Source organism: Sphingopyxis sp. 113P3 (genome assembly GCF_001278035.1).
GTDB lineage: Bacteria > Pseudomonadota > Alphaproteobacteria > Sphingomonadales > Sphingomonadaceae > Sphingopyxis.
Map to the genome: position 1 here is coordinate 38111 of NZ_CP009453.1, position 23756 is coordinate 61866.

The 23756-nt window shown below is 64.4% G+C and carries 18 protein-coding genes, 2 pseudogenes and 1 riboswitch; of the genes and pseudogenes, 10 read left to right on the forward strand and 10 right to left on the reverse strand.

Annotated elements, in window-relative coordinates:
* Positions 1-5: 5 nt before the first annotated feature.
* Complete coding sequence (locus LH20_RS21620; RefSeq protein ID WP_011444007.1) at positions 6-2042, reverse strand: TonB-dependent receptor; 2037 nt, start codon at positions 2040-2042, stop codon at positions 6-8.
* Positions 2043-2215: 173 nt separating this feature from the next.
* Positions 2216-2449, reverse strand: a riboswitch (cobalamin riboswitch).
* A 246-nt stretch (positions 2450-2695) separates the two neighbouring features.
* Between LH20_RS21620 and LH20_RS21630 the strand changes: the two genes are divergently transcribed.
* Positions 2696-4059, forward strand: a protein-coding gene (locus LH20_RS21630) for an IS3 family transposase (RefSeq protein ID WP_085995949.1) whose coding sequence is annotated in 2 segments (ribosomal slippage) — positions 2696-3043 and positions 3046-4059 — 1362 coding nt in all. Because the reading frame shifts where the segments join, the coding sequence is not laid out codon by codon here.
* A 61-nt stretch (positions 4060-4120) separates the two neighbouring features.
* Here LH20_RS21630 and LH20_RS21635 read toward each other — a convergent pair.
* The 3 genes and pseudogenes from LH20_RS21635 to LH20_RS21645 all read right to left on the reverse strand — a co-directional run.
* Positions 4121-5338: pseudogene (locus LH20_RS21635) on the reverse strand (ABC transporter ATP-binding protein); the annotation flags it as partial.
* Between the two features lie 191 nt (positions 5339-5529).
* A complete protein-coding gene (locus LH20_RS21640; protein WP_053556449.1) occupies positions 5530-6438 on the reverse strand; it encodes a hydrogen peroxide-inducible genes activator in 909 nt (302 codons plus the stop codon).
* Positions 6439-6460: 22 nt separating this feature from the next.
* Positions 6461-7795 carry an SLC13 family permease gene (locus LH20_RS21645; RefSeq protein WP_053556450.1) on the reverse strand — a complete coding sequence of 445 codons (1335 nt, stop codon included), beginning with the start codon at positions 7793-7795 and terminating at the stop codon, positions 6461-6463.
* 236 nt (positions 7796-8031) lie between these two features.
* Here LH20_RS21645 and LH20_RS21650 point away from each other — a divergent pair, with 236 nt between their 5' ends.
* Positions 8032-8898, forward strand: a complete 867-nt coding sequence (locus LH20_RS21650; RefSeq protein WP_144423742.1) for a hypothetical protein — start codon at positions 8032-8034, stop codon at positions 8896-8898.
* Positions 8899-9085: 187 nt separating this feature from the next.
* On the opposite strand, the gene LH20_RS21655 is transcribed toward LH20_RS21650, so the two are convergent.
* Together LH20_RS21655 and LH20_RS21660 are read right to left on the reverse strand one after the other, a co-directional pair.
* Positions 9086-9625: a hypothetical protein gene (locus LH20_RS21655; protein ID WP_053556452.1), complete on the reverse strand. Its 540-nt coding sequence runs from the start codon at positions 9623-9625 to the stop codon at positions 9086-9088.
* Positions 9622-10251, reverse strand: a complete 630-nt coding sequence (locus LH20_RS21660) for a recombinase family protein (RefSeq protein ID WP_053556453.1) — start codon at positions 10249-10251, stop codon at positions 9622-9624. Before LH20_RS21660 ends, LH20_RS21655 begins: the two co-directional genes overlap by 4 nt.
* Before the next feature lie 95 nt (positions 10252-10346).
* Here LH20_RS21660 and LH20_RS21665 point away from each other — a divergent pair, with 95 nt between their 5' ends.
* The 4 genes and pseudogenes from LH20_RS21665 (at position 10347) to LH20_RS21680 (ending at position 18909) form a co-directional block, all read left to right on the forward strand.
* Positions 10347-13244, forward strand: a complete 2898-nt coding sequence (locus tag LH20_RS21665; protein ID WP_053556454.1) for a Tn3 family transposase — start codon at positions 10347-10349, stop codon at positions 13242-13244.
* Positions 13245-13278: 34 nt separating this feature from the next.
* Positions 13279-15651: pseudogene (locus tag LH20_RS21670) on the forward strand (strawberry notch C-terminal domain-containing protein); the annotation flags it as partial.
* Positions 15652-15724: 73 nt separating this feature from the next.
* Positions 15725-17824 (forward strand): ParB/RepB/Spo0J family partition protein, encoded by a 2100-nt coding sequence (locus LH20_RS21675; RefSeq protein ID WP_053556455.1) that lies wholly within the window; start codon positions 15725-15727, stop codon positions 17822-17824.
* Between the two features lie 125 nt (positions 17825-17949).
* On the forward strand, positions 17950-18909 hold the full coding sequence (locus LH20_RS21680) for an ArdC family protein (RefSeq protein ID WP_053556456.1): 960 nt from the start codon (positions 17950-17952) through the stop codon (positions 18907-18909).
* 10 nt (positions 18910-18919) lie between these two features.
* Here the strand turns inward: LH20_RS21680 and LH20_RS21685 are convergent, their stop codons facing one another.
* Genes LH20_RS21685 through LH20_RS24105 form a run of 3 tightly spaced genes read right to left on the reverse strand, consistent with a single transcriptional unit; the run spans position 18920 to position 20433 of the window.
* Complete coding sequence (locus LH20_RS21685) at positions 18920-19294, reverse strand: hypothetical protein (protein ID WP_053556457.1); 375 nt, start codon at positions 19292-19294, stop codon at positions 18920-18922.
* Positions 19291-19974, reverse strand: coding sequence for an AAA family ATPase (locus LH20_RS21690; RefSeq protein ID WP_053556458.1), 684 nt, complete (start codon positions 19972-19974; stop codon positions 19291-19293). The genes LH20_RS21685 and LH20_RS21690 overlap by 4 nt, the downstream gene beginning before the upstream one ends.
* Positions 19975-19983: 9 nt before the next feature.
* Positions 19984-20433: a hypothetical protein gene (locus tag LH20_RS24105; protein WP_235527233.1), complete on the reverse strand. Its 450-nt coding sequence runs from the start codon at positions 20431-20433 to the stop codon at positions 19984-19986.
* A 36-nt stretch (positions 20434-20469) separates the two neighbouring features.
* Between LH20_RS24105 and LH20_RS21695 the strand changes: the two genes are divergently transcribed.
* From LH20_RS21695 to LH20_RS21705, 3 genes are read left to right on the forward strand one after another with little or no spacing between them, the layout of a single operon-like run.
* Positions 20470-20922, forward strand: coding sequence for a hypothetical protein (locus LH20_RS21695; RefSeq protein WP_235527234.1), 453 nt, complete (start codon positions 20470-20472; stop codon positions 20920-20922).
* A gap of 15 nt (positions 20923-20937) precedes the next feature.
* Positions 20938-21582, forward strand: coding sequence for a DUF6927 domain-containing protein (locus LH20_RS21700; RefSeq protein ID WP_053556460.1), 645 nt, complete (start codon positions 20938-20940; stop codon positions 21580-21582).
* Between the two features lie 46 nt (positions 21583-21628).
* Complete coding sequence (locus LH20_RS21705; protein ID WP_053556461.1) at positions 21629-21835, forward strand: hypothetical protein; 207 nt, start codon at positions 21629-21631, stop codon at positions 21833-21835.
* Between the two features lie 32 nt (positions 21836-21867).
* On the opposite strand, the gene LH20_RS21710 is transcribed toward LH20_RS21705, so the two are convergent.
* Entirely contained in the window at positions 21868-22353 is a 486-nt protein-coding gene (locus tag LH20_RS21710; RefSeq protein WP_053556462.1) for a hypothetical protein, read from the reverse strand.
* Positions 22354-22476: 123 nt separating this feature from the next.
* On the opposite strand from LH20_RS21710, the gene LH20_RS21715 reads away from it, so the two are divergent.
* A complete protein-coding gene (locus LH20_RS21715) occupies positions 22477-23727 on the forward strand; it encodes a hypothetical protein (protein ID WP_158501182.1) in 1251 nt (416 codons plus the stop codon).
* Positions 23728-23756 lie beyond the last annotated feature (29 nt).

Sequence of the window (23756 nt, forward strand, 5' to 3'; positions counted from 1 at the left end):
TTTCGCTAGAAATTGACCTTTGCGCCAATCCTCACAGTTCGAGGCTCGACCACGCGGCTCAACCGGCCTTCCACCGGAGCACCTGCATCGAAGGCGGGGATGTAGGACTCGTAATAATAGGCGATGTCCTTGTCCCGGCTGTCGAAGATGTTCAGCACTTCTCCAAATATCTCGACCTTCTTGCCCTTCCACGCGGCCCGGGCATTCATGACGGTGCTGCCTCGATCCCGGACACTGTTGTCCTCGACAAGCGGAGAAGGTCCAAGGTGGCGCACCCGAATGCTGGCTTCCCAGGGATCAAGAATGATGGCGGCACCGGCTGAAGCCGCGTTCTCAAATGCATTGGGGATGTGATCGCCATTGTCGAAGCGCGCATGGCTGGCGGTATAGTTTCCATCAAGCGCAAGCCAAGGGAACGGCCGCCAGAAGGCGACGATTTCATAGCCATGACGCCCACTGGCACCCGACGGTTCAACAGCATTGGAATCGCCAATGAAACGAAGTTCGCTGCCGACATGCAGCCACCAGTAAGTCGCGGTTAACGTGACCCCGGAGAATTGAATGCGTCCTCCCAGTTCCTTGCCGATGCCGCGAACCAGAACGGGAACAGGCGTGTCCCTGTTGACCGCACCCCGAACATCGTTGGAATGGAATCCACGGCCCCAGTTGGCGTAGAGTTCAAGATGCGGCGTAACCTGATAGGCGATTGACGCCTTGGGAGAGAGAATCGACGCTGAGCCACTGCCTTCGCCCAGCGACGCCGCAACAGAATCTCGTGCACGCACGGAATAGTGATAATAGTCCCCGCGAAGACCACCTGTCACACGCAGTCCCGCCAAGGGTTTCCAAGCGACTTCGCCGTAGAGCGCGGAAGACAATTCCCCGACCCGAAAGTGCCCGAGAGATTCAAGAAATGCGCGGGCAGCCGTTCGATCGACACCAACATTCCCGACGGCGTCGTATCTGTTTTCGGTGCCAAGGCTCACAGCCAGACTGTCAGCGATTTCCCAATGTTTTTGTGCGGACAGCCCGAGGACCCAACGCCGGTCGAACTGCTTGATCTGCGCGCTTGTGCCATCCGGATCGGTGTAAGTGGGGTTCGAGAACATCGACCAGTCGTAAAACTGGGCATAGACATTGGCGCGCCATGTCGGTTGCTTGACCGCGATGTTAGCCACCAGGCGCGTCGTCTCACCCCGCGCGGAAGGATCTGGAGAGCAGAACACATCCGCACACAACGCCGTGCCGATAATGCGCTCGGGGATTTGCTCGGTTGGGTGCCATGTCGCCCGGTAGGCATGGAGAGATGCCTCCAATGTGCCCGCACCGGTCGGCATGCTATATTTCGCGAACCCCGAGTAATGGCGCAGACGTTCAGGTTCCTGCCACGGTCCGTCATAGGCCTTGGCCTGGGCGACAAGCGTGAGGTCTCCGCCGCCCAGGTCGTGCAATGTTCCACCCGCAGCGACGCGGCGCCAACCATATGAACCAGTCTCGGCCGATGCCCATGGCCGGTCATAACCCTTGATGGTCGTCATATAGGCTGCTCCCGCCAGAGCGAAATCACCGCCATCGGCGCGGTAGGGCCCTTTACGAAAATCCTCCCGGCCCACGATCTCCGGAATGAGGCCGTTGAGGTCGAGATAGCCATGACCATGTCCGTGGGTACGAAAGTTCATCTGCACATCATCGATATAGGTACTGAAGTCAGACCCATGGTCGAGGTTGAAACCGCGCAGGAAATACTGGTTGGCTTTGCCGCTCCCAGAATGCTGGGCTGCAACCAGCCCGGGCACCGCTTCCAGCAGTTCGGCCACGCGGAGAAGAGGCCGCACGAGGAGATCGGCCCCTCCGACGCTTCCTTCGCTCGCTGATTTGGCAGTGCCGATCATGGCCTCACCGCGACCGAAAACCACAATGTCGTTACCCGCCACGACTGCATCCGCGCTTGTTTGCGATGCCTTTTCAGAGGTTTCGGCAAATGCCGGTTTTCCGATACAGATCAGCGCAAGGGCGCTGCTGGTAGTAATGGTCTTGATCACTAAATAGTCCCCCGGCGTCTTGCGACGTGGCCGGGGCAAACCCGCGCGAACGGGCGACACGCGCGGCGGCCGGACGCCATGGGCGGCCGACGCACGTCTCCGATGCGGCCCCAGCCGCTCGTTCGTCGCTCAGACGGAGTTCACCGTGCCGCAGCCATCCTCTGGACCAAGGCAAGAGCGACCAGACGCCGGCAGGTCTCCTGGCTCACGGGTCACAGCTTGATGCACGCCTTCCCAGACCTCGCATGATTTAGCGTCCGGCCCAGTGGCTGCCCCTTCCAAGAGGAGCGATGTACATCGCGCTATCCGCTTACAGTTGCAGAGACAGCCGCGGATTTGGAAGCAAGCTTCCGCACCGCATTCCCGATTAAGCCCCTTTCGGGGGCACCGGCGCGATCAATGAAAGGCGGACTAGTCTGCCCGTCGATACCTCACCTAACTGAAGTGATCGGAAAAGCCAATAACGCTTGGAGCAGGGATTGAATCAACGATTACTGCATCCCGCGCCACCATTGCCATTGGCACGGCCAGAGCGCACCAACCGCGCGCACTCGATTTGAATGGCGGGTGCTCCCCGTCAGCACCAATGGCACAGATTTGAGGTTGTGATTTAAGGAGGATTTGGGCTTCGTCGTAGTGACGAAGGAACGAAGATGAAGCCCAAATCCTCCAATGCAAAATCGCCGACCAAGGCCCCTGCGGAGCGGGTGGTGAAGGACATCCGGCGTGCAACCCGCCGGCACTTCTCGGCCGAAGACAAGATCCGCATCGTGCTGGATGGCCTGCGCGGCGAGGACAGCATCGCCGAGCTGTGCCGCAAGGAAGGCATTGCCCAGAGCCTGTATTACACCTGGTCGAAGGAGTTCATGGAAGCCGGCAAGCGCCGCCTGGCCGGCGACACCGCCCGTGCCGCGACCACTGGCGAGGTGCAGGATCTGCGCCGCGAAGCCCGCGCCCTGAAGGAATGCGTTGCCGACCTGACCCTGGAGAACCGCCTGCTCAAAAAAAGCATGATCGCGGATGGGGGCGACGACGAATGAGGTATCCCGCCTCGGAGAAGCTCGAGATCATCCGGATCGTCGAGCAGTCGCACCTGCCCGCCAAACGCACGCTGGACCAGCTCGGCATCGCCCGTCGGACCTTCTACCGCTGGTATGACCGGTTCCTCGAAGGCGGCCCGGAGGCCTTGGAGGATCGGCCGTCGGCGCCGACCCGGGTGTGGAACCGCATCGGCGATGATATCCAGGACCAGATCGTCGAGATGGCCCTGGACTACAGCGAACTGTCACCGCGCGAGCTGGCGGTGCGGTTCACCGACGAGAAGCGCTACTTCGTGTCGGAAGCCACGGTTTACCGCCTGTTGAAGGCCCATGATCTGATCACCAGCCCGGCCTATGTCGTGATCAAGGCCGCCGATCAGTTCCACACCAAGACCACCCGGCCGAACGAGATGTGGCAAACCGACTTCACCTACTTCAAGATCATCGGGTGGGGCTGGATGTACCTGTCGACCGTGCTCGACGACTTCTCGCGCTACATCATCGCCTGGAAACTGTGCACCAACATGCGGGCCGAGGACGTCACCGACACGCTGGACATGGCGCTGGCTGCCTCGGGCTGCGACAGCGCCACCGTGCTGCACAAACCCAGGCTGCTCAGCGATAACGGTCCCAGCTACATCGCTGGCGAACTGGCTGAATACATCGAAGCTCAGCAGATGAGTCATGTGCGCGGTGCACCGTGCCACCCTCAGACCCAGGGCAAGATCGAGCGCTGGCACCAGACTCTGAAGAACCGCATCCTGCTGGAGAACTACTTCCTGCCCGGCGACCTCGAGGCCCAGATCGAAGCCTTCGTCGAGCACTACAACAATCAACGTTACCACGAGAGCCTGAACAACGTGACGCCCGCCGACGCCTACTTCGGCAGGGCACCAGCCATCATCAAACAGCGTGAAAGGATCAAACGACAGACCATCGAATATCGGCGCTTGCAACACCGCAAGCTCGCCGCTTAAAATCCAGCCCCTGACGAGGCCCGCACTCCGCTAATTTACGCCGCGAGTTGTGCCAAATGTTCTGACGACGGACAATCTCGACAATCGTCGGGCGGTCCAGCACGATCACGTCCGAGCGCAGGCGGTACATGTCGAACATGCCAAGATCGGCGCCGCCCACGGTGACGATGCCGGTTTCGGGCACGCTCAGCCGCTTGAGCAGGCTGGCGAGGTTGCGTTCCACCCCGGCGGCGGCCAGCACGCCGACCTGTTCGCCGCTGCCCAGCGCGAAATCGAAGCGGTGCCCGTCGTGCGCCACGTCGCGCAGGCGGATAGCGCCATCGGGCGGGGTCGGCCCTTCGCCATCGGGCGTGGGTTCAAGCTTCACGTCCCAGAACAACGATAGCTCTTCGAGGCTGGCGGCCAGATCGTAGAACACTTCCAGATAGGTGCCGAGCTGGGCCACGCCATAGAACACGCCCGAAAGGATCAGTTCGGCAGCCACGAGCTGGCCGATCGACAGTTCGCCCTGCAGGATCAGCCAGCCGCCCATCGCCAGCAGGCCCGAACTGGCAAAGGCATAGAGTGTCAGCAGCGCGATGGTCTGGCCGAAGGTGTGGCGGAAATGGCGGCGGTGCGCGGCGATGTAGGTTGCCGTCACCGCTTCGGTGCGGTCGATGGCGAACTGCATGTGGCGGCTGGATTTGTAGATGCCGTTCGATCCGCCCACGCTGCCCAGCCAGTGGGCGGTGGCGTGCTTGGCATGGCTCTTGGCGACGGTGCTTTTGAGCGAGGCATTGGCCCAGACCCGCCAGATCGTCACCACCAGCAGCACCAGCACGGCGTTGAACGCCAGGAAGAACGGGTGGTAGAAGCTGGTCACGATCAGCCCGACCAGGCTTTGCAGGACAATCGTGAACCCGGCGATCAGCAGGCTGGTCAGCGATTTCTGCACCACCACCATGTCGAAGAAGCGGTTGAACAGATCGCCGCGCCGCGCATCGACGAAGAACGGGTTCTGGGCATGGACCGCGCGCATGGTGATTTCGGCGGTCAGCCGGGCAAACAGGCGCCGTTCGAACTGCGCCAGCAAGGCCACGCGAAAGGCGCTGAGCATCGCCCATACCAGCAGCAGCACCAGCAGCACCCCGGCGAGCGTGAACAGCGGCGCGGGCAGGGCGATGTTGGCCACCGAATTGATCAGCAACTGCACCGAGATCGGCGTGGCCAGCGACAAAAGCGAAATTGCCGCACCATAGAGCAGCGCCAGCCGCATGAATCCCGCGTCCGGCCCCAGCACCTGCCGGGTCCAGCGCGCGAAATCGCGGTAGGTGGGTGCGCGGTGGGCGTCGTGCCCGCCGCTGTCCCCATGCTGATCTGCCTGACCCGCCATTGTGTCCGTCTACATCCTTTCGCACGTGCAGCAAACTAGGTGGCGATACCGGGCCATAGCTGCAATAGGGTAGTATCTATCTTTTCAATAGGTTTAACCTATGAATTGGCAATGCTTTGCAATACCTGCGCGATCAGCAGCAGGTCTTCGGCCCGGCCTGCGCCGCTGCGCCAGACCAGCCCGATATCGCGGTAGAGCCGCCCTCCGGCAAAGGGGCGCACCACCACATCGCCATCGTCGCGGATTTCCTGGCGGACATAAAGCTGCGGCAACAGCGCCAGCCCCATGCCCATGCCCGCCATCTGGCGGATCGCATCCAGGCTGGTGCCTTCGTAATCGCTGAGCACGCTGGCCCCGGCGCGTTCGGCCAGCGCGGCCACCTGCGTGCTCATCCGGTATTCGGGCTGAAGCGTCAGCAGGCCGCGCCCGGCCAGGTGTTCGGGGCGGATCGCGCGGACATCGCGCAAGGGGTCGTCGGTGGCCATGGCCAGAAACATTGGCTCACGAAAAAGGCGCTCCACGTGCAATCCGGGATCGTCCACCGGAAGCTGCACCAGCGCCACATCGTGCCGCCCTTGCGCCAGTTGTTCGATCACCGCGCCGGGCTGGCCTTCGCGCACCAGCACTTTCAGGCTGGGGTGGGTGGCGTGCAGCCGCGCGACCATCTGCGGCAGGATATAGGGACCAAGCGTGGGCGATACCCCCAGCCGGATCGTGCCCGCCAGCCGCCCTTCGGCGCGGCGCGCGGCCAGCGCGGCAAAGGCATCGGCTTCGGCCAGCACGCGCCGCGCCGCTGCCACCGCATCGCGGCCCAGCGGGGTCAGGTGCGCGCGCCCGCCGCGTTCCACCACGCGATCGCCCAGCAGTGTCTCCAGCATCTGGATCTGTTGCGAAAACGATGGCTGCGATACCCCGGCAAGGGCTGCGCCGCGGGTAAAGCTGCCCGCTTCGGCCAGCGCCACGAGATAGCGCAACTGGCGCAGGGTGGGCAGGTTTTCAGCCGGCATCGGCGCGCCCCCTGTCCATCGCCTAGAACGGAAAGAACTCGGCAATCGCCACGACCGCCACGGCCCATGTCAGCAGGTTCAGCGGCAGCCCGACCTTGACGAAATCGAGGTAGCGATAGCCGCCCATCTGATAGACCAGCACATTGGTCTGATAGCCGAACGGGGTGGCGAAGGCGGCGCTGGCCGACATCATGATCGCCACCAGGAACGGGCGCGGGCTGACGCCAAGGCTTTCCGCCAGCGCCACCGCCACCGGGGTCAGCAGGACAGCCACCGTGGCGTTCGAAAGCAGTTCGGTCAGCAGCAGCGTGGCCCCGTAAAGCAGGATCAGCGCCGCCAGCGGGCCGACGCCGTTGACTGACCCCACCAGCCAGCCGGTGGCCTGCGCGGCCAGCCCGGTCTGTTCCATGGCGATGCCGATCACCACCATCCCGGCGATCAGCAGCAGGATTTCCGGCCGCATCCCCGAATAGGCTTCATCAGGCGAAATGATCCGCAGCACGATCAGCAGCACTGCCCCGGCAAAGGCCGCAGCGGCAATCGGCACCAGGTCGATCGCGGCAAAGGCGATCACGCCGATGAACACCGCCACCGATACCAGCGCCATGCGCGGCTGGAAGGCGTGCTTCCTGGCGTAGATGCGCGTGTCCTGCAGCGTATCGCCCGACAGGTCGAGGTGCGTCACGGTGTGGCGTTCCACCTCGGACCAGTCGCGCGCGTCGCCTTCGGTCGCGGGCGTATCGGTCCTCTCGCCCACCAGCCGCCCGGTGAACAGCAGCAGGTACAGCCCGCCTGCCAGCGCGATGGCCAGCCCTACGGGCGTGATCTCGAACAGCCCGAACTGCGGCTGTCCCGATGATCGCGCCATGTCATCGACCAGCAGGTTGGTCGATGTGCCGATCAGCGTGCAGCACCCGCCCAGCACCGCGACATAGGACAGCGGCATGAGGAAGCGGCGGGGGTCGATCCGGATCGAGCGCGCGACATCGCGCACCACCGGCGCTGCGATCACCACGATCGGGGTGTTGTTGAGAAAGGCCGAGGCAAAGCCGCACAGCCCGATCAGACCCCACAGCCCCGCCGCGCCGGTACGGCGGCACAGCGCCACGGCGCGGTCTATCGCCTTGTCCAGCAGGCCGGACAGCTCCATCGCGTGGGCGATCACGAACAGCGATGCCAGGGTGATGATCGCCGGGCTGGCAAAGGCGCCCTGCACTTCGCTGGGGCGCACCGCACCGGTCACCAGCAGCACTGCCGCCCCGGCGATGGCCACGACATCGGCCCGCATCCGGTCCGCGATCAGCGCGGCGATCACGCTGACCAGGACGACAAGGGTTATGATCTGTTCGAAGCTCATCGCAGCCCACGGCTTACCCGCGACCATGCCCGGCGGCAATCGCAGACCGCGCCGGAACGCGGACTGTCGGGCCGGGTCCGCGAGGGGGCACGCGGCGTATCGGACAGGCGGCGCGGTGAACCCCTATTTCACCGATCACCCCCTCGCCGGGGCTGACCGGCCATGCTAGAGCACGCGCCATGACTGCACTTCCTGCCACACTGCCAACCCGGCGCGGCGCGTCGGCGCTGCGGATCATGGCCCTTGCCACAGTGCTGATGCTGCCCGCGTGCAAGGTGGTGAAGGCCCCTTCGCCCGATGCCACGGCCAGCGATACCCCCGCTGCAGATGCTTCGGCATCGGCCGGGCCCGCACCTGCCGCCACCCCCGCCATCGCCGCGCTGGCCCCGCTGGACCGCGCCGCGATTCTCGGCCTTGTCTCTGCCGCGGCGGATGCCACGGCGGCGGGCCAGCCCTTGCCGCCCGCCGGCCGTCCGGCGGTCAACCGCACCTTTGAACTGCGCCTGCCGTTCGGGTGCGCCGGGCCGGGATCGGCCTGGGGATCGGCCAACGGCGGCATGTGGACTTATGATCCGGCAATGCGGACCTTGCGCATCAGCGTGCAGGCGCAGCGGCTGGGGTCCGATCCGCGCTTTGCCGATCTTGCCGGAAAGCAGCCGTTCGATGCCATCGAAGGGTTCTGGCTGGAACGGCCGTGGACCAGCGCGGAATCCTGCCCGGCGGTGCCGGTCGGCGTGGCCAGCGAACCCGCGCCCGCGCCGCAGACGCTGGCGCTGGCGCAATTCTTTGCCGCCGATGCGCCGCGCACCTTGCAGCGTGCCGGACGGCCCTATGCCTACACCGGCCGGTTCCGCGACGATGGCGCCTTGCCCGCGCTGCCGGGGATCAAGCCTTCGGACACGGTCGGTGCGCCGCCGCCGGGGGCTTCGGGCTTTCGCCTGCGGCTGATCGGGCGCATTGCCGGGTTTGCCGATGGCCAGCCGGTGCATTGCACGATGACCGATCCGGCCCGCCCGCCGCTGTGCGCGCTGGCGGTCGATTTCGCGTCCGTGGCCATCGAAGACCCCGCCAGCGGCACGACCCTGGCGGAATGGCACAAGTAGCCGTACCGCCGCGCGGCATGATTCGAACCACGCTTGCGATCAGGGATTTTTGCCGATGAGCACCAGTCAGATCCGGCCGGGCGCCAGCGTCGCCCAGCTGGGGTCGGTTCCGGCTGAGGGCGAAATGACACCCTAAGGGAATAGCTGTCCTTGCCGTCGCCGCGGCTGCCATTGATCACAAACTGCGTCACTCTCGATGGATAGAACATTCCGTCAGCCACCTTGCAGGCATGACGTTGACCGCTGCCCTCAAAGGTATGCGATAGAAGTTCATCGTTCGATAGCTCCATGCATATGGCACGCAGTGCTTCATGACGGCGGTATGCAGGAAGAACTGAAATTCTTCCGGGGCATGCCGGACCGATTCTAAAAACGAGTGTTGGGTTTGCCGGTCAGCACCGAACTCGTTCAACGCCTTCAATCTCAGATTATCCGCATAAGCTCCGACTGAGAGTAGAGAGCCCGCCAGCGCCACCGCTACAAAAATGGGGCCTCGAACGATCGAAAACCGAGCCGGTATCAAAAAGCTGGTCGCTCCGACCGCGAAGCAAGCGGATACGATCCAGAGCCAGTGAGGCGCGCCCAGTCTATCTGACCAGATCGTCGCGAGGAATACTGGCTTCAGCAAGCTACCGAAGACGAAGCCTGCAATCGCCAGGTACGTAATGCATCCAAGCGCGGCGGTCTTCATCCTGTGCTTTCGTCCGACATCCGGCGCGACGCTCATGCCGCCACCTCGACCTTGTGATCCATGTCCGCCCTGGAGCGTCCGACGATTGCGGCGACAGTATTCTTGCTGAGGCCGAGGTCCCGGGCTATCCAGCGATAGCTGCGCCCCTCGGCAACAAGGGCTAGCACCTTGGGGGCAAGCCGATCCGACTTCGGGCGGACGCCGGTCTGCCGCCCGAGTTTCCGACCCCGCGCCCGTGCCGCGGCGAGGCCGGAGCGAACCCGCTCGCTGAGCATGTCGCGCTCGAACTGCGCAATGCCTGCGAGCATCGTCGCCATCATACGACCGTGCGGCGTATCGACCTCGAAGGTCATGCCGCTCATCGCGACCACCGACACGCGCCAGCCCGACAGCCGGTTGAGCGTATCGAGCAGGTCCTGCGTCGAGCGCCCCCAACGACTGAGTTCGGTGACAAGGATCGCATCAATGTGGCGCGCCTGGGCCAGCTTCATCACTTCGGCACGTGCCGATCGGTTGGCCTTCATCCCCGAGGCGGTTTCTCGAAAGACCTCGACCACCTCATAGCCGCCACGCTCGGCAAAACCGGCGAGGTCGCGAAGCTGCCGCTCGCACGACTGGTCGGCTGTCGAGACCCTGGCGTAGATGGCGGCGCGCTGTCCCAATTGAACCCTTCTGGAATTAGGCCTCGAAAAGCCTTGATCTGCGTGGGGTCAGTGTTGTCCAAAACAGACTTCTGTTCAATAGGGACAAGCCGTGCATGCCGAGACGCCATATCCTCAGCGCCCGACAGCGTTCGGCCCTACTCGACCTGCCGACTGACGAAGCGGCGCTGCTGCGGCATTATATTCTGGCAGCCGATGACCTGATCCATATCGACCGGCGGCGCCGACCGGAGAACCGCATCGGGTTCGCCCTGCAGTTGTGTGCGCTGCGATATCCAGGTCGGACGCTTGCTCCCGGCGAACTGATCCCCCACGCCGTGTCCGCCTTTCTAGGTGCCCAGCTTGGCATCGCTGGCGACACGCTCGCGTCCTATGCCGTTCGACGCCAAACCCGGCACCAGCACATGGAGGCGCTGCGCCGCATCTACGGATACAGGATGTTCCCCGGACAGGGACCGCATGCCAGGGCGTTCCGGGATTGGCTTCTCGCCGAAGCCGAGCAGGCACGCTCAAACGACGACCTTGCCCGGCGCTTCATTGCCCGCTGCCGTGAAACCATGACCATCCTGCCAGCGATCACGACAATCGAGCGGTTGTGCGCGGACGCGCTCGTCGCCGCCGAACGCCAGATCGAGAAGCGGATCGCAGCCCGTCTCGATCCCGTCGCCTGTGATGGGCTCGACCGACTGACTACCGAGATGCTGCCGGGGGCGATCAGCCGCTTCATCTGGCTGCGCCGGATTGAGCCGGGCAACAACTCCGCCGCGGCGAACCGGCTGCTCGACCGGCTCGAGTTCCTGCGCGCGATGAACCTCAATGATGGTTTACTTGCCGGTGTTCCACCGCATCGCGTCGCCCGGCTACGCCGGCAGGGCGAGCGCTACTTCGCCGATGGCCTGCGCGATCTCGGCGCCGATCGGCGCCGCGCTATCATGGCGGTTTGCGTCATTGAATGGGCCACTGCGACGGCGGATGCGGTGATCGAAACACATGACCGGATCGTTGGCCGCACCTGGCGCGACGCGAAGCAACTGCATGACGCGCGGGTCGTAGAAACCAGAGGCGCTACCACTGCGACTTTGAACGGCTTCACTGCACTCGGTCAATCATTGCTCGAAGCGCATGGCGACGGCGCGTCGCTGGAAGATGCGGTCGCGCGCGGGGCGGGATGGGAACGGCTCACCAGTCTCGTCGCTACGGCCAAGACGTTGACGGACACCTTGGGCGACGATCCGCTGGCCTATGTTGATCAGGGGTATCACCGCTTCCGTCGGTATGCCCCGCGCATGCTGCGATGCCTCGACCTCAAAGCTGCGGCGGTTGCACGGCCTTTGCTGGACGCGGCTACCGCCATCGCTACCAGGGGCGCAGTTCCGGCGGCCGACGATTTCTTGCGCCCGCATTCCAAATGGCGGCGACAGTTGCGGGCGAAGGGCGATGATGATGCCCGCCTCCGGGAAGTCGCGGTCATGTTCCACCTGCGCGACGCGCTGCGCTCGGGCGACATCTGGTTCGACCGCTCGCATCGGTATGGTGACCTGCGCCACGTCCTCGTGCCGATGGCGGTCGCGCATGCCGCGAAGCTAGCGGTCCCGTCCGACCCGCATGTCTGGCTGGCTGACCGCAAGGTGCGTCTCGCCGATGGCCTTGCCCGGCTCGGTCGCGCCGCGCGCAGCGGTACAATTCCGAAAGGCAGCATCGAAGACGGCACGCTGCGCATTGATCGCCTCACCGCCGACGCGCCGGATGGGATCGAGGATCTGATGCTCGATCTGTATCGCCGCCTGCCGCCCGTCCGCATCACCGATCTGCTGCTCGAAGTCGATACCGCGCTGGGTTTCACCGATGCCTTCACGCATCTGCGCACCGGCGTGCCGTGCGGCGACCGAATTGGTCTGCTCAACGTCCTGCTCGCCGAGGGCCTGAATTTGGGCCTGCGTAAGATGGCAGAGGCTTCCAACACCCACGACTATTGGCAACTCTCCCGTCTCGCGCGCTGGCACGTCGAAAGCGAGGCGATCGACCAGGCGCTGGCCAACGTGGTCGCGGCGCAAGGGGCGCTGCCGATGGCCCAGGTGTGGGGTATGGGTAGAGCCGCATCGGCCGATGGCCAGTTCTTCCCCGCAGCACGGCAGGGCGAGGCGATGAACACGATCAACGCCCGCTACGGCAACGATCCCGGAATCAAGGCCTATACTCACGTCAACGACCGCTTCGCGCCGTTTGCATCGCGGACTATTCCAGCCACAGTCAGCGAAGCACCTTACCTGCTCGACGGGCTGACGATGAATGAGGCAGGGCGACGGATCGAAGAGCAATACGCCGACACTGGCGGGTTCACCGATCATCTGTTCGGGATCAGCGCCATGCTCGGCTACCGCCTTGTGCTGCGCATCCGCGACCTCCCATCCAAACGACTGTACGTATTCGACCCTGCCACCACGCCGAGCGAGCTGCGCCCGCTGGTGGGCGGCAAGGTTCGTGAGGCGCTGATCGTTTCCAACTGGCCCGACCTGTTCCGCTGCGCCGCCACCATGAGCGCGGGGCAGGTCGCGCCGAGCAGCATCTTGCGCAAGCTCGCCGCCTATCCGCGCCAGAACGATCTTGCAGCCGCGCTGCGCGAGGTGGGCCGGATCGAGCGGACGTTATTCATCGTCGAATGGATTCTCGACGCCGGTATGCAGCGCCGTGCACAGGTGGGCCTCAACAAAGGTGAGGCACATCATGCGTTGAAAAATGCCCTGCGCATTGGCCGTCAGGGCGAAATCCGCGACCGCACGACGGAGGGTCAGCATTACCGGATCGCTGGCCTCAACCTACTGACCGCCATCATCGTCTACTGGAACACCCTGCATCTCGGCCATGCCGTCGAAGCTCGCCGCCGCGAAGGGCTCGATACCCCCGACCATCTTCTCGCCCATATCTCGCCGCTCGGGTGGGCCCACATCCTTCTCACTGGTGAGTACCTTTGGCCCAAGGACTCCGCCGCTTAGGGTGTCATTCCGCCCTCAGCCAGAACTGACCCCCACCGGCGCATCCGAAGTCAACAACCTTGCTTACGCCGTCCGGCTCGGACTGTGGGGTCCGGAAACAGCCTTCGCGAATCGCGAAGCATTCATCTCGTCGATCCGTCAGGGCGGGATCGCGGCCATGGAACTGGTTGCCCGCGACATGAAGGCGACCGGCCTCTACATGGCGCGCGCCCTGTCCTTCGCCGGCGTCGAGTACGAGATCCTGCGGCACGAGCTCACCGAGGAGCAGATCGCGATCTACGACACTTACGCCGACGCATGGAGCATCATCCACCGCAACATGGAGGCCGCGCTCGAACTGACTGGCGTGGTCGACGAACTCGACAAGTCGACGCTCAACTCCGGCGCGAAAGCGGCGGCACGTTCCCGCTTTGAAAGCACGAAGCAGCGTTTCTTCGGGCAGGTACTTTTGGCCATGAAGCTGCCGACCGTGATCGCCGCTGTCGAACAGCATATCGCCGACGGCACCTCGGTCGTGCTGCAGCTTGTCACCACAGCCGAGTCGATCCTGACACGGCGCTTGAACGAGCTGTCTCCGGAAGAACGCGCCGATCCCGAGATTGAGCTCAGCCCGATCGAATACGTCATCGACTACCTCACGCGCGCCTTTCCGACCCGGCAGATGGAGACCTATACGGATGACACGGGCGAGGTCCGCTCGCGGCCGATGTTCGACGCCGCCGGCAATCCCGTCGTCAATCCCGAAGCGGAGGCGAAGCGTGCCGAACTGATCGAGCGTCTGTGCGCCCTCCCCCCGATCAAGGCAGCGCTCGACGCAATCCTCGAACGGTTCGGGCACGACAACGTCGCCGAGGTAACCGGCAGGACCAAGCGTCTCGTGCCCACCGGCCACGGCGGCCAGAAGCTGGAAACACGCACCACCCGGTCGACCCAGGCCGACGCCGCGGCGTTCATGGAAGGCACGAAGCGCATCCTGATCTTCTCGGATGCCGGCGGCACTGGCCGGTCCTATCACGCCAGTCTCGATGTGCCGAACCAGCAGCAGCGCGTTCATCTGCTCCTGGAACCGGGCTGGAGAGCCGACAGGGCCATCCAGGGCCTCGGGCGAACCCACCGGACACATCAGGCCTGCTCACCCCTGTTCCGGCCCGTTACGACGTCCTGCAAGGGCGAGCTGCGCTTCACATCGACGATCGCGCGGCGCCTCGACAGCCTCGGTGCCCTGACGCGCGGCCAACGTCAGACCGGCGGACAGAACCTGTTCGATCCGGCAGACAATCTCGAGAGCGATTATGCGAAGTCGGCGCTCATCACCTGGTTCCATCTCCTTGTCGGGGGCAAGCTGACCAGCATCGACTTCGCCGAATTCACCGAGCGGACCGGTCTGGAGCTCACCGACAGCGACGGGATCCTGAAGGAAGATCTGCCGCCCATCCAGCGCTGGCTCAACCGTCTGCTGGCGCTCCCCATCGGCCTGCAGAACCTGATCTTCGACGAGTTCCTGGCGCTGGTCGAAACACGCGTGGCGGCCGCCCGCGAGGCAGGTACGCTCGACGTGGGTGTCGAGACCATGCCCGTGGAAACCGCGACCGTCCTCGAGGACACAGTGCTTCGCACCGATCCGGTGAGCGGAGCCACCTCGCACCTCCTGACGATCGAAGTCGCACGGCGTCGGCATCCGGTCAGCCTCGAACGCGCGATCCGCATCGCCGAAAGCGACAGCACCGCGCGGTTCCTCAGGAATGGACGTTCGGGCAAGGTCGCCTTGAGCACCAAGGCCCGGTCGGGCATGACCGACGACGGCACATCGGTCCCGCGCATCGAGCTCATGCGGCCGACCCGGCGAGAATATCTCCGCGAGTTCGACATGTTCGAATCCGCGTGGGAACCCTGCTCGCGAAAGACCTTCGAAGAAGGGTGGACCGCCGAAGCCGACGAGGCAGCCACACGGCTCGACCATGAAACCGTCCAGCTGGCGACCGGCCTCCTCCTGCCCATCTGGTCCGCCCTGCCCTCAGACCACCTCGAGGTGAACCGCATCGTCGATGCAGAGGGCCGCTCGTGGCTCGGCCGCATCGTGTTCCCGAAGGACGTCGCGAAGCTGCTCACGACGCTGGGCGTCGAGCAGACCTCGTCGCTGACGCCTGCGCAGATCACTGCAGCGGTAGTCGGCGGCAGCGCGATGCCCATCCAGCGGCCCTTCCCCTGCGAGCTGAAACGCTCGCGCGTGAACGGTTCGCCCCGCATCGAGATCGTCGGCGCGCCGGCAAGCCAGCTTCCCTGGCTGAAGTCCCTCGGCTGTTTCAGCGAGATCATCTCGTACCGCACGCGGGTCTTCGTCCCTGCGGAACGCGCTTCGGAGATCATCGAGCGCTTGGTCGCCTCCACCAATCCGGAGGCGGCCTGAAGAGGAAAGACGAGGGGGATCGGGAAAGGTGTCCGGTGAAGGTTTCGCCGGGCCATCCACCAGGAGAAGACCGATGACCCAACTGATCCCCCTTTCGAAGCTGCGGCTTTCGGGCAGCAATGTCCGCAAGTCGGGCGCCACCTCCATCGAGCAGCTTGCGGCCGACATCGAAGCGCGCGGCGTGCTGCAGAACCTGCTCGTCACGCCGCTGAAGAAGCCGCGCGGCCACTACGCCGTCTTTGCCGGCGGCCGTCGGCTTGCCGCCCTGCAGCTGCTCGTCGAGGGCGCCCGCATCGATCCCAACACCGAGATCGCCTGCAAGGTGCTCGAAGGCGACGAAGCCATGCTCAGCGAAACTTCGCTGGCCGAGAATTTCCAGCGCATGGCGATGACGCCCGCGGACGAATGCCGCGCGTTCCAGCACTTCCTCGGCATGGACGGCGACGTCGATGGCGTCGCGAAGCGCTTCGGCGTAACCCGCCGCTTCGTCGAAGGCCGCCTGCGGCTTGCTGGCCTTGCTGACCCGGTGTTCGAGGCGCTCGCCAAGGGTGAGATGACGCTCGACATGGCGAAGGCCTACGCGTCCACCGACGACCAGGCCAAGCAGGTCCGGATCTACGAGCAGTACGCCCGCTACGGCTACACCACGCCCGACCAGATCCGTCGCGCCATCGCCGGCGATGCCCTGAAGGCCAGCGATCCGATTGCGATCCTCGTCGGCGAAGACGCCTACGTCGCCGCGGGCGGCACCGTCGAGCGCGAGCTGTTCAGCGAAGACGGTGACCGCTGGTCGGACCCGGATATCGCGCGCGAACTGGCGGGCAAGATCATGGAGGCCGAGGCCGAACGGCTCGGGGCGGAATCCGGCCTGGCCTGGATCCGCCCGATCGCCAGCTCGCACATCTACAACGCGACCGCGGACCTTCACCGCGTCACGCTGCCGACCACGCCGCTGACCGAAGCCGAAGAGGCGCGCGTCGAGGAAATCGCGTCGCGCATGGACGACATCGCCGAGCAGATCGAGGCGGGCGGGCTCGAAGACAATGCGGCCGCGGCCCTCGAGGAAGAGTATCAGAAGCTCGACCGTGAATACGACGAGCTGCAGGACCGTCCCTCGGTCCTGACCGATGAACTCAAGACACAGGTCGGCACCTTCCTCACCCTCGCGCCCGACGGCACGATGAAGCTGGAAACCAGCTACTTCAGCGAGACGCCGATCCGCACCGGCGACGACGAGGACGCCGGATCGAGCCGGCAGCGCGGCACCGCGGCAGCGCCCGCCCCGGAAGCCGTGGCACCCGGTGGAAAGCCGCTTAGCGCCCGCTTGTCGGACGAATTGGCCATGCAGCGGCGCGACATTCTCGCCGCGTCGATTCTGGCCAACCCTGCCCTCGCCCTCGATTACGCGCTGTTCGCCATGATCGACGGCAATCGCGGATACGATCGCTATGGCACGACCATGAAGGCGCCGCGGCCGCAGGATCCGGTCATCGGCGGCGAGATGGAGCCGACGCAGGCCCGCATCGCCATCGAACAGGCCCGCGAGGCGCTGGACAGCAGCTGGATCGAGGCTGGTGACGTCGTCGCGCGCTTCGAAGCCTTCCGAGCACTCGAAGACGACGCGAAGGCTGCCTGGCTCGCGGTCATGGTCGCAGGGTCGCTCGAGGCGAAGCCCGAGTATTCGGCGACGACCAATCCGCTCCACGCCCGCCTCGCCACGATCCTCGAGATCGACGTCGCGCAGTGGTGGCGGCCGACGTCGGCCAACTTCTTCGACCGCGTCGCGAAGGGCACGCTGCTCGCGCTTCTGACCGAGGTCGGCGGGACGGTCCTGGCCGCACGCTACAGCGCGTCCAAGAAGGGCGAGGTCTCCTCCGCCTGCGAGAAGATCTTCGCCGGCGAAGCGATCACCGAGACCGAGACCAAGGAAGCGGCCCTTGCCTGGGTGCCCGACGCCATGCGCTTCGACATCGAGCGTCCGACCATCGACGGCCTCTCGGACGACGACGACGAGGCCGACGACACTGGCGAGACTTCGGCCGACGACACGGATCTCGACCCCGATGCCGATAGCAACGAAGATCCGGATGACGATCCCGCCGACGACTTCGGCGATGACATCAACGACTTCGACGTCGCGCATCCCGACGAGGCGCTCGAGCCCGCCGAATAGCCCCCTCGCCTCTCTCCTGGGCGACTTGGCGGCAGCCGCGACACCCCGGCTGCCGCCATTTTTTTCACCGCTTTCCAATCCGCTCGCGCACCCGCGCGAGCCCTTCCCCGCTGAAAGGTTCTCACATGCGCAAGCCTTCACGCATTTCCCGCCCGCGCCGCGACATCGCCAGCGAAATCACGGCCCTTATTCTGTCAAAGCTCGAAGCCGGCGTCTTGCCGTGGGCGAGGCCGTGGGACCGCACCGGCGGCGGCGGCGGCGGCCGCCCGCTCCGACATTGCGGCACCGCCTACACCGGCATCAACACGCTGTTCTTGTGGGCCATGGCCGACGCAAACGGGTATAACAGCCGGTACTGGATGACCTATCGCCAGGCCCAAGAACTCGGCGGTCAGGTCCGCAAGGGCGAAGCCTCGTCGCTGAGCGTGTATTATTCGCAGATCAGCAAGACCGACACGAACAGGATCACTGGCGAGGAGCAGAACCGCGCGATCCGTTTTCTCAAGGCGTACAACGTCTTCAACGCCGACCAGATCGACGGGCTTCCCGCGCATTACTACCCCACCCCGGCGCCGCCCGAGCCTCGTGAGGAAAGCGCTCACCGCGGCGCTATCGACGCGTTCTTCGACGCAATCCCCGTGGAGGTCCGTCACGGCGGAAACGCGGCGTTCTTCTCACCCGTTGGCGACTACATCCAGATGCCGCCCCGGGGCGCCTTCCATTCGGACGATCTCTACGCGAGCACCCGCGCCCACGAATCCATCCATTGGTCCGGCGGGACTGGCCGTCTCGAACGCAAGTTCGGTAAGCGGTTCGGCGACAACGCCTATGCGTTCGAAGAACTCGTCGCATCGATCGGCCAGTGTCTGGTCTGCGCCGACCTCGGCCTACCGGGCGAACTTCACGACAACCATGCGAGCTATATCGAGCACTGGCTCCGCATCCTTAAAGGCGACGCGAGCGCGATCATCCACGCCGCCTCGAAGGCGGAACAGGCGTTCAACTACCTCAAGGCCTTCCGCCCGCCGGAGGAGCCATGCGACGCGGAGAACCATCGCGCAACGGAGATCGAAGAGCCGGCTTAACGCCAACTCGTCAGGACGCCGGTCGGTCCGCATCGGCAGTCTCTTCCTGCTCCACGAGCTTCCTGAAATCCTCGATCGAATTCCACAACGCGCGGTGGCCGCGCTGCTCGGTATACCGCTCGAACCACTCGGCCAATTCCTGGGGAGCCCTGATATACAGGGTCTGAGACGGAGGCGCAGGCGGACGCTTGCGCCCTCCCCTTCCCGCCGCACCGCTCGGCTGCGTATCGGTCTGGCCACGATCGACATAACCAAGCTGCTCGCCGCGCGCCACGGCATCACGCTCGCTGGCCGGATCTACCACGATCGGCCCCCGAGGCAGTCCCGCCTTGTCGATGGTCTTTTCACGCTTCTCTGCGGGCTTTCCGAAACCGAAGCTGCTCATCGGCGGTGATCCTCCTTCAGGCTATCGACAACGGCCTGCGCTAGGCCCTGTGCGTTCTCGATGGCCTTGGGCACACCCGAGGTTTGCGATGGATCGAGCTCGCTCAACCGAAGACCGAATTCATAAATGTCGCGGTACGCCGCACGCTCGACCACGCCGATCGGAAGCATCGGCAGACCGGCTTGCTCGATCGCGCTGGTGATGCGCTTCGACGTCTTCGTGGCGAAGGCGGCGCTGTCGCGGCTTCGTACCAACCGGAACGGGATCTTGCGCTCCACCGCCTCTTCCTCCTCCTGAATGAGGGACACAGCGGCAGCGGCCAGTTCGGCATCGACTGGCGATTGATTGAACGGAACCAGCACCAGGTGCGATCGGATCAACGCGCGCGACATCATCCGGGACGCCGTGCCCTCGAGATCGATGATGACCATGTCATTCTCGTTGGCGAGCTGCGCGATCGTCTCGATCATCGCGGCTTCCTTTGGTTGAGACGTAACAGAATAGGGCAATTCACGCCCCGCTTCGGCACGCTTAGCCGCCCACTTTGTGATGATTCCGTTGGGATCGGCGTCGATCACCGCAACGCTGAGCCCATTTTCGACCAATTGATCGGCAAGGATCATTGCCAGGGTTGTTTTCCCCGCACCGCCCTTCGAGTTGCTGACCGAGATCACCGACATACACGCTCCTTATCCTGCAAGCATTTCAGCTTGCAACCATGCAGGCGCAATTGCTTTCGCTCGCGCCTGCGCTTTACCTTGCGCATGCGCATTACCTAGCGCTTTCGCTTTTGCAATCCCTTGCGCTAGTGCTTGCGCTTTAGCTTGCGCAATCGCCTGCGCAATTGCTTGCGCATACCCAATCGCAATGCTTGCGCACTTGCTTGCACGTTTGCTTGCAGAACACCGGAACGCCAGGAGAGGGGAGGGGGGGCGGAAAAGGCGATCAGCTTTGGGAGATCGCCGGTGCCACCCTTCACCAGATACGACTTGCCGTTCCGCTTCGAGCGCGCTCTGCAGCCTGACGCTCTGCGCGTGGTCGCCACCTGCACGATAGCCGTCAACGACGCCATAGCCGACGCGACGAACGCGGGTCTTGATCCGGAGCGCGATCCCGCCGTCCTTCTCCTTGCGCGCCATTTGGGTAGGGTTGCCGCTGGTCAAGACCCCGAAGCGATGCACGATGAGGACCGGGATCTGCGAACCCTATGCCGGAGCCGGATCGCGGCGTTGCGATCGGCCGATGTCCTGATTCCCCTGGTGCGTCGCGGCTTTGCTCATGATGCTCATCTGACGAAGGTCTATCGAAGCGCCGCGCGCGATCGTCTGCGCGCAGTGGCGCACGCGCTGGATCTGGAAGCAGCCGATTACGACCTGAGAACACGCTCCGATCAAGGGCCCGTACCGATCATGGATCTTCAGGCGGATCACTTTCGCGTCACGATTGCGCCCGAACGGTTGATGCCGGGCCGCGAAGTCCGCTGGCTCAGGACCGCGACCCGCAGGGGAGGGTGGGAGGGTTCAGCGACCACCGGCGAGATCGGCCTTCTCGCCGACATCGGTCAATTAGCGCGGACGCTTCGCCGGACGCTCCACCTGCCGGTTGCCGTGCAGCCGGTCATTCTCTAACGAAAGGATAATACCATGGGATGGCTATCCATGCCCCTGTCGAGCATGCACCCGCATTCGACCCCCAAGGCCTATCTCGATGCGCAGCTAACTTACGAGCGCGTGATCGACGAACCGGCCGAGGCCGAAGGGGAGGGCGGTCCGCTTCCAAGCCGGAAGGGCCTGCGCGTCATCGCGTCGTCGTGCTTGCGCAACAAGGTCTATTACGCCGCGGTGGCACCGACGACCGACGGCGTCGATGGGCCGGTGTTCGCGGTCGTGTGCCTCGTGCGCTGGAATCCGCGCGCCAAGGACGGCTATGTTTTCGCGTACAAGGACATGGACGAGACCGCCGGGCCGAACGAGGCTGAATGCCCGGAGCGTATCCTGGCGCTCCTCTCGCCCACCCAGAACCATTCCGCCCTGCAATGGCGCCGGCGCTGCATCCGCAATCTCGCGCGGCCGACGGCGAAACTCGAGGACGGCATGCGAATACGCTTCGCTTCGCCGATCAAGTTTACCGACGGCTACGAAGGACAGGAGTTCTTTGTCCGGAAGCGCGGGCGCAAGACGGCGCTGGCGATCAGCGAACATGGCTCGGCCCGCTACCGGGTCACAAACATGGCGCGCATGGCCTTTTCGGTCGTGCCGCAAACGAAGGTCCACCGGACGGTATTCTGACCGTCACCCGCCACGATCACCCTCACATCAGGAAGCGAGTTCGATCATGCCCGCCGCATCAACCAACGGCCAGTTCAGCAGAAAGCGCCAGGATCTCTGCAGCCGGACCCATGCCCAGAGGATCGCGGGCCGATTGCTGGATGTCCTCGGCAAGCCGATGGCCGTCATTCACACCGACAACCCGTTGCAGCCCTTTCGGGTCGGCGATCCATCAGAGACCTCGAGAAGGGTGGTGGTCGAGGTGCGCTCGTAACGCGCCCCGACCATCCTCAATCGATTGACCGCTTACTCGGCCAGAGTCGGATCGAGATACCACGAGGCACCCTGCCGGAAATCCCGATCAGGTTTTACCACCGGCCCGTCCGGCTCACTCGCGACGTAAGGCTTGACCAGCGGCATCGTGGCGACACGGCGCTTGGCCAGCTTGCCAGCGACCTTCCCGCGCGCCTTGAGCAACTCTTCAAGCCACATGAGGTCGTCGAGCATCTGCACGACGCCCCGGCCCGCCAGAATGTAGTAGAGACAGCGCTGGAAATCGTCGCACTCGTTACCGAGGATCATCGACAACTTCAGCTTGGCGCCCGCCACACCCTCGTGAACCCACTCGACCGCTTCGCGCAGTTCGACCGTCGAGAAATAGCTGTCCTCGACATCCATACCGATCGCCGCCGCCGCAAGCATGCGCCGGGTCGAGCGATTGCCCAGGTCGACGCTGGCATCGCGCAGCGTGATATCGAGATCGAACCGATTGATGAATACCGAACGCTTCATGACGAGGGTCTCCTTGTCCATGAACATACGGTGAACAGACTAGACCGTCAACGACCAATGCGGTAGGTGTCGCGCATGTGGTTGGTGCCTCGCCATTCGAGAGGCCTGTCTCTCCGCACGGACGTGCCTGTTGTCGTCCGCGACGCGCTCGTGCGCTGGTACGAAGGGGGGGGCACTGACGCCGATCATCGGGCCAGCGTCACGATGGTGGTCAAAGCGCGGACACACGGCCAGTGGATCGCCTGCGACTGTCTGGGCGGTGAAACGCCGCCGCCATTGATGTCGCCGTCCTACCTGTCCGAGGCAGAAACCTACTACCTTCGGCGGCTGACGAGCACCCGGCAGAAGCGCCCCGAGCATCTGACAGACTGTCCGTTCTACCGCGAGCAGGCCCCACAGCGATTCCGCGAAAAGCGCAGCGCAATCCCTTCGACGATCGATGAGCCGCACGGCCTGTTCAATGCGCACCGCTTGGCGCCGGAGAAGCTGGCGGCCATGCCGGACGACAGTGAACCCGACGACCGAACCCGGGGCGTTGCGATACCGCGTCTCGCGCGCCTGCTGTGGCTCCTCATGGAAATGGCGCACGTCAACGTCGTCGAACCCCTCCCTCCGGATCAAGGACGGGACACTTCGATGGCGAAGGAATTCGCTCGCCTACGCCGCGCTGCAGAGCGACTGGACATCGCGCCAGGTATTCCCCTCGCGAAGCACTTCTACACCCATGTCGACCCCTACGATCGGAATGTGGTGTTCGCCCGCCTGCGCAAAGCCGCGGCGAAATGGCCTTCGGGCCTGGCGCCGCAAGCCTTCCTTGCGCTCTACGCTCTCGACATTTCAGGAACGACCATCACACTCGCCGAAGGCCGCGAGCTCGAGGTCAAAACGCGGGTCCAATATGCCGGAGCGCGGGTCGGACCGCCTTACCTCGTCCTCGTCGTCGTAGGCGAACACAACCCGCGTGACGGCTTTTCCGCGCTCCGCGGCTATGCGCAGCCGATCGCCCGCCCATCCAGCTTCATCGCGGTGCACAACCAGGCCGAGCGTGACGCCGTCATCGGCCTTCTCGACCTTCAGTACCGCTGGCGTCGGCGGCAGATCGACATAGGCTTCAAGCGCCCTCTCTTCGATCTCACCACCAGGGCAGGTCCGCTAAGGCCGGATCTCGTCCTCGACATCCGTGACAACAGTACCGGCGAACTGATCGAGGCGGCGCTCGAAGTCATCGCCAACGACGAACCCGACTACATCGACGCCAAGCAGCGCAAGATCTCCGCGCTGGCCGAGCTGGGCCCAACCGTCTTTGCGCGCGCCGCGACGCTTCGCGACCACGGCATCGAGGCCATCCTGAAGGCGAACCTGGGCATCGGCTGAAAGAGGAGGGGGAAGAGCGGCTCGAATCC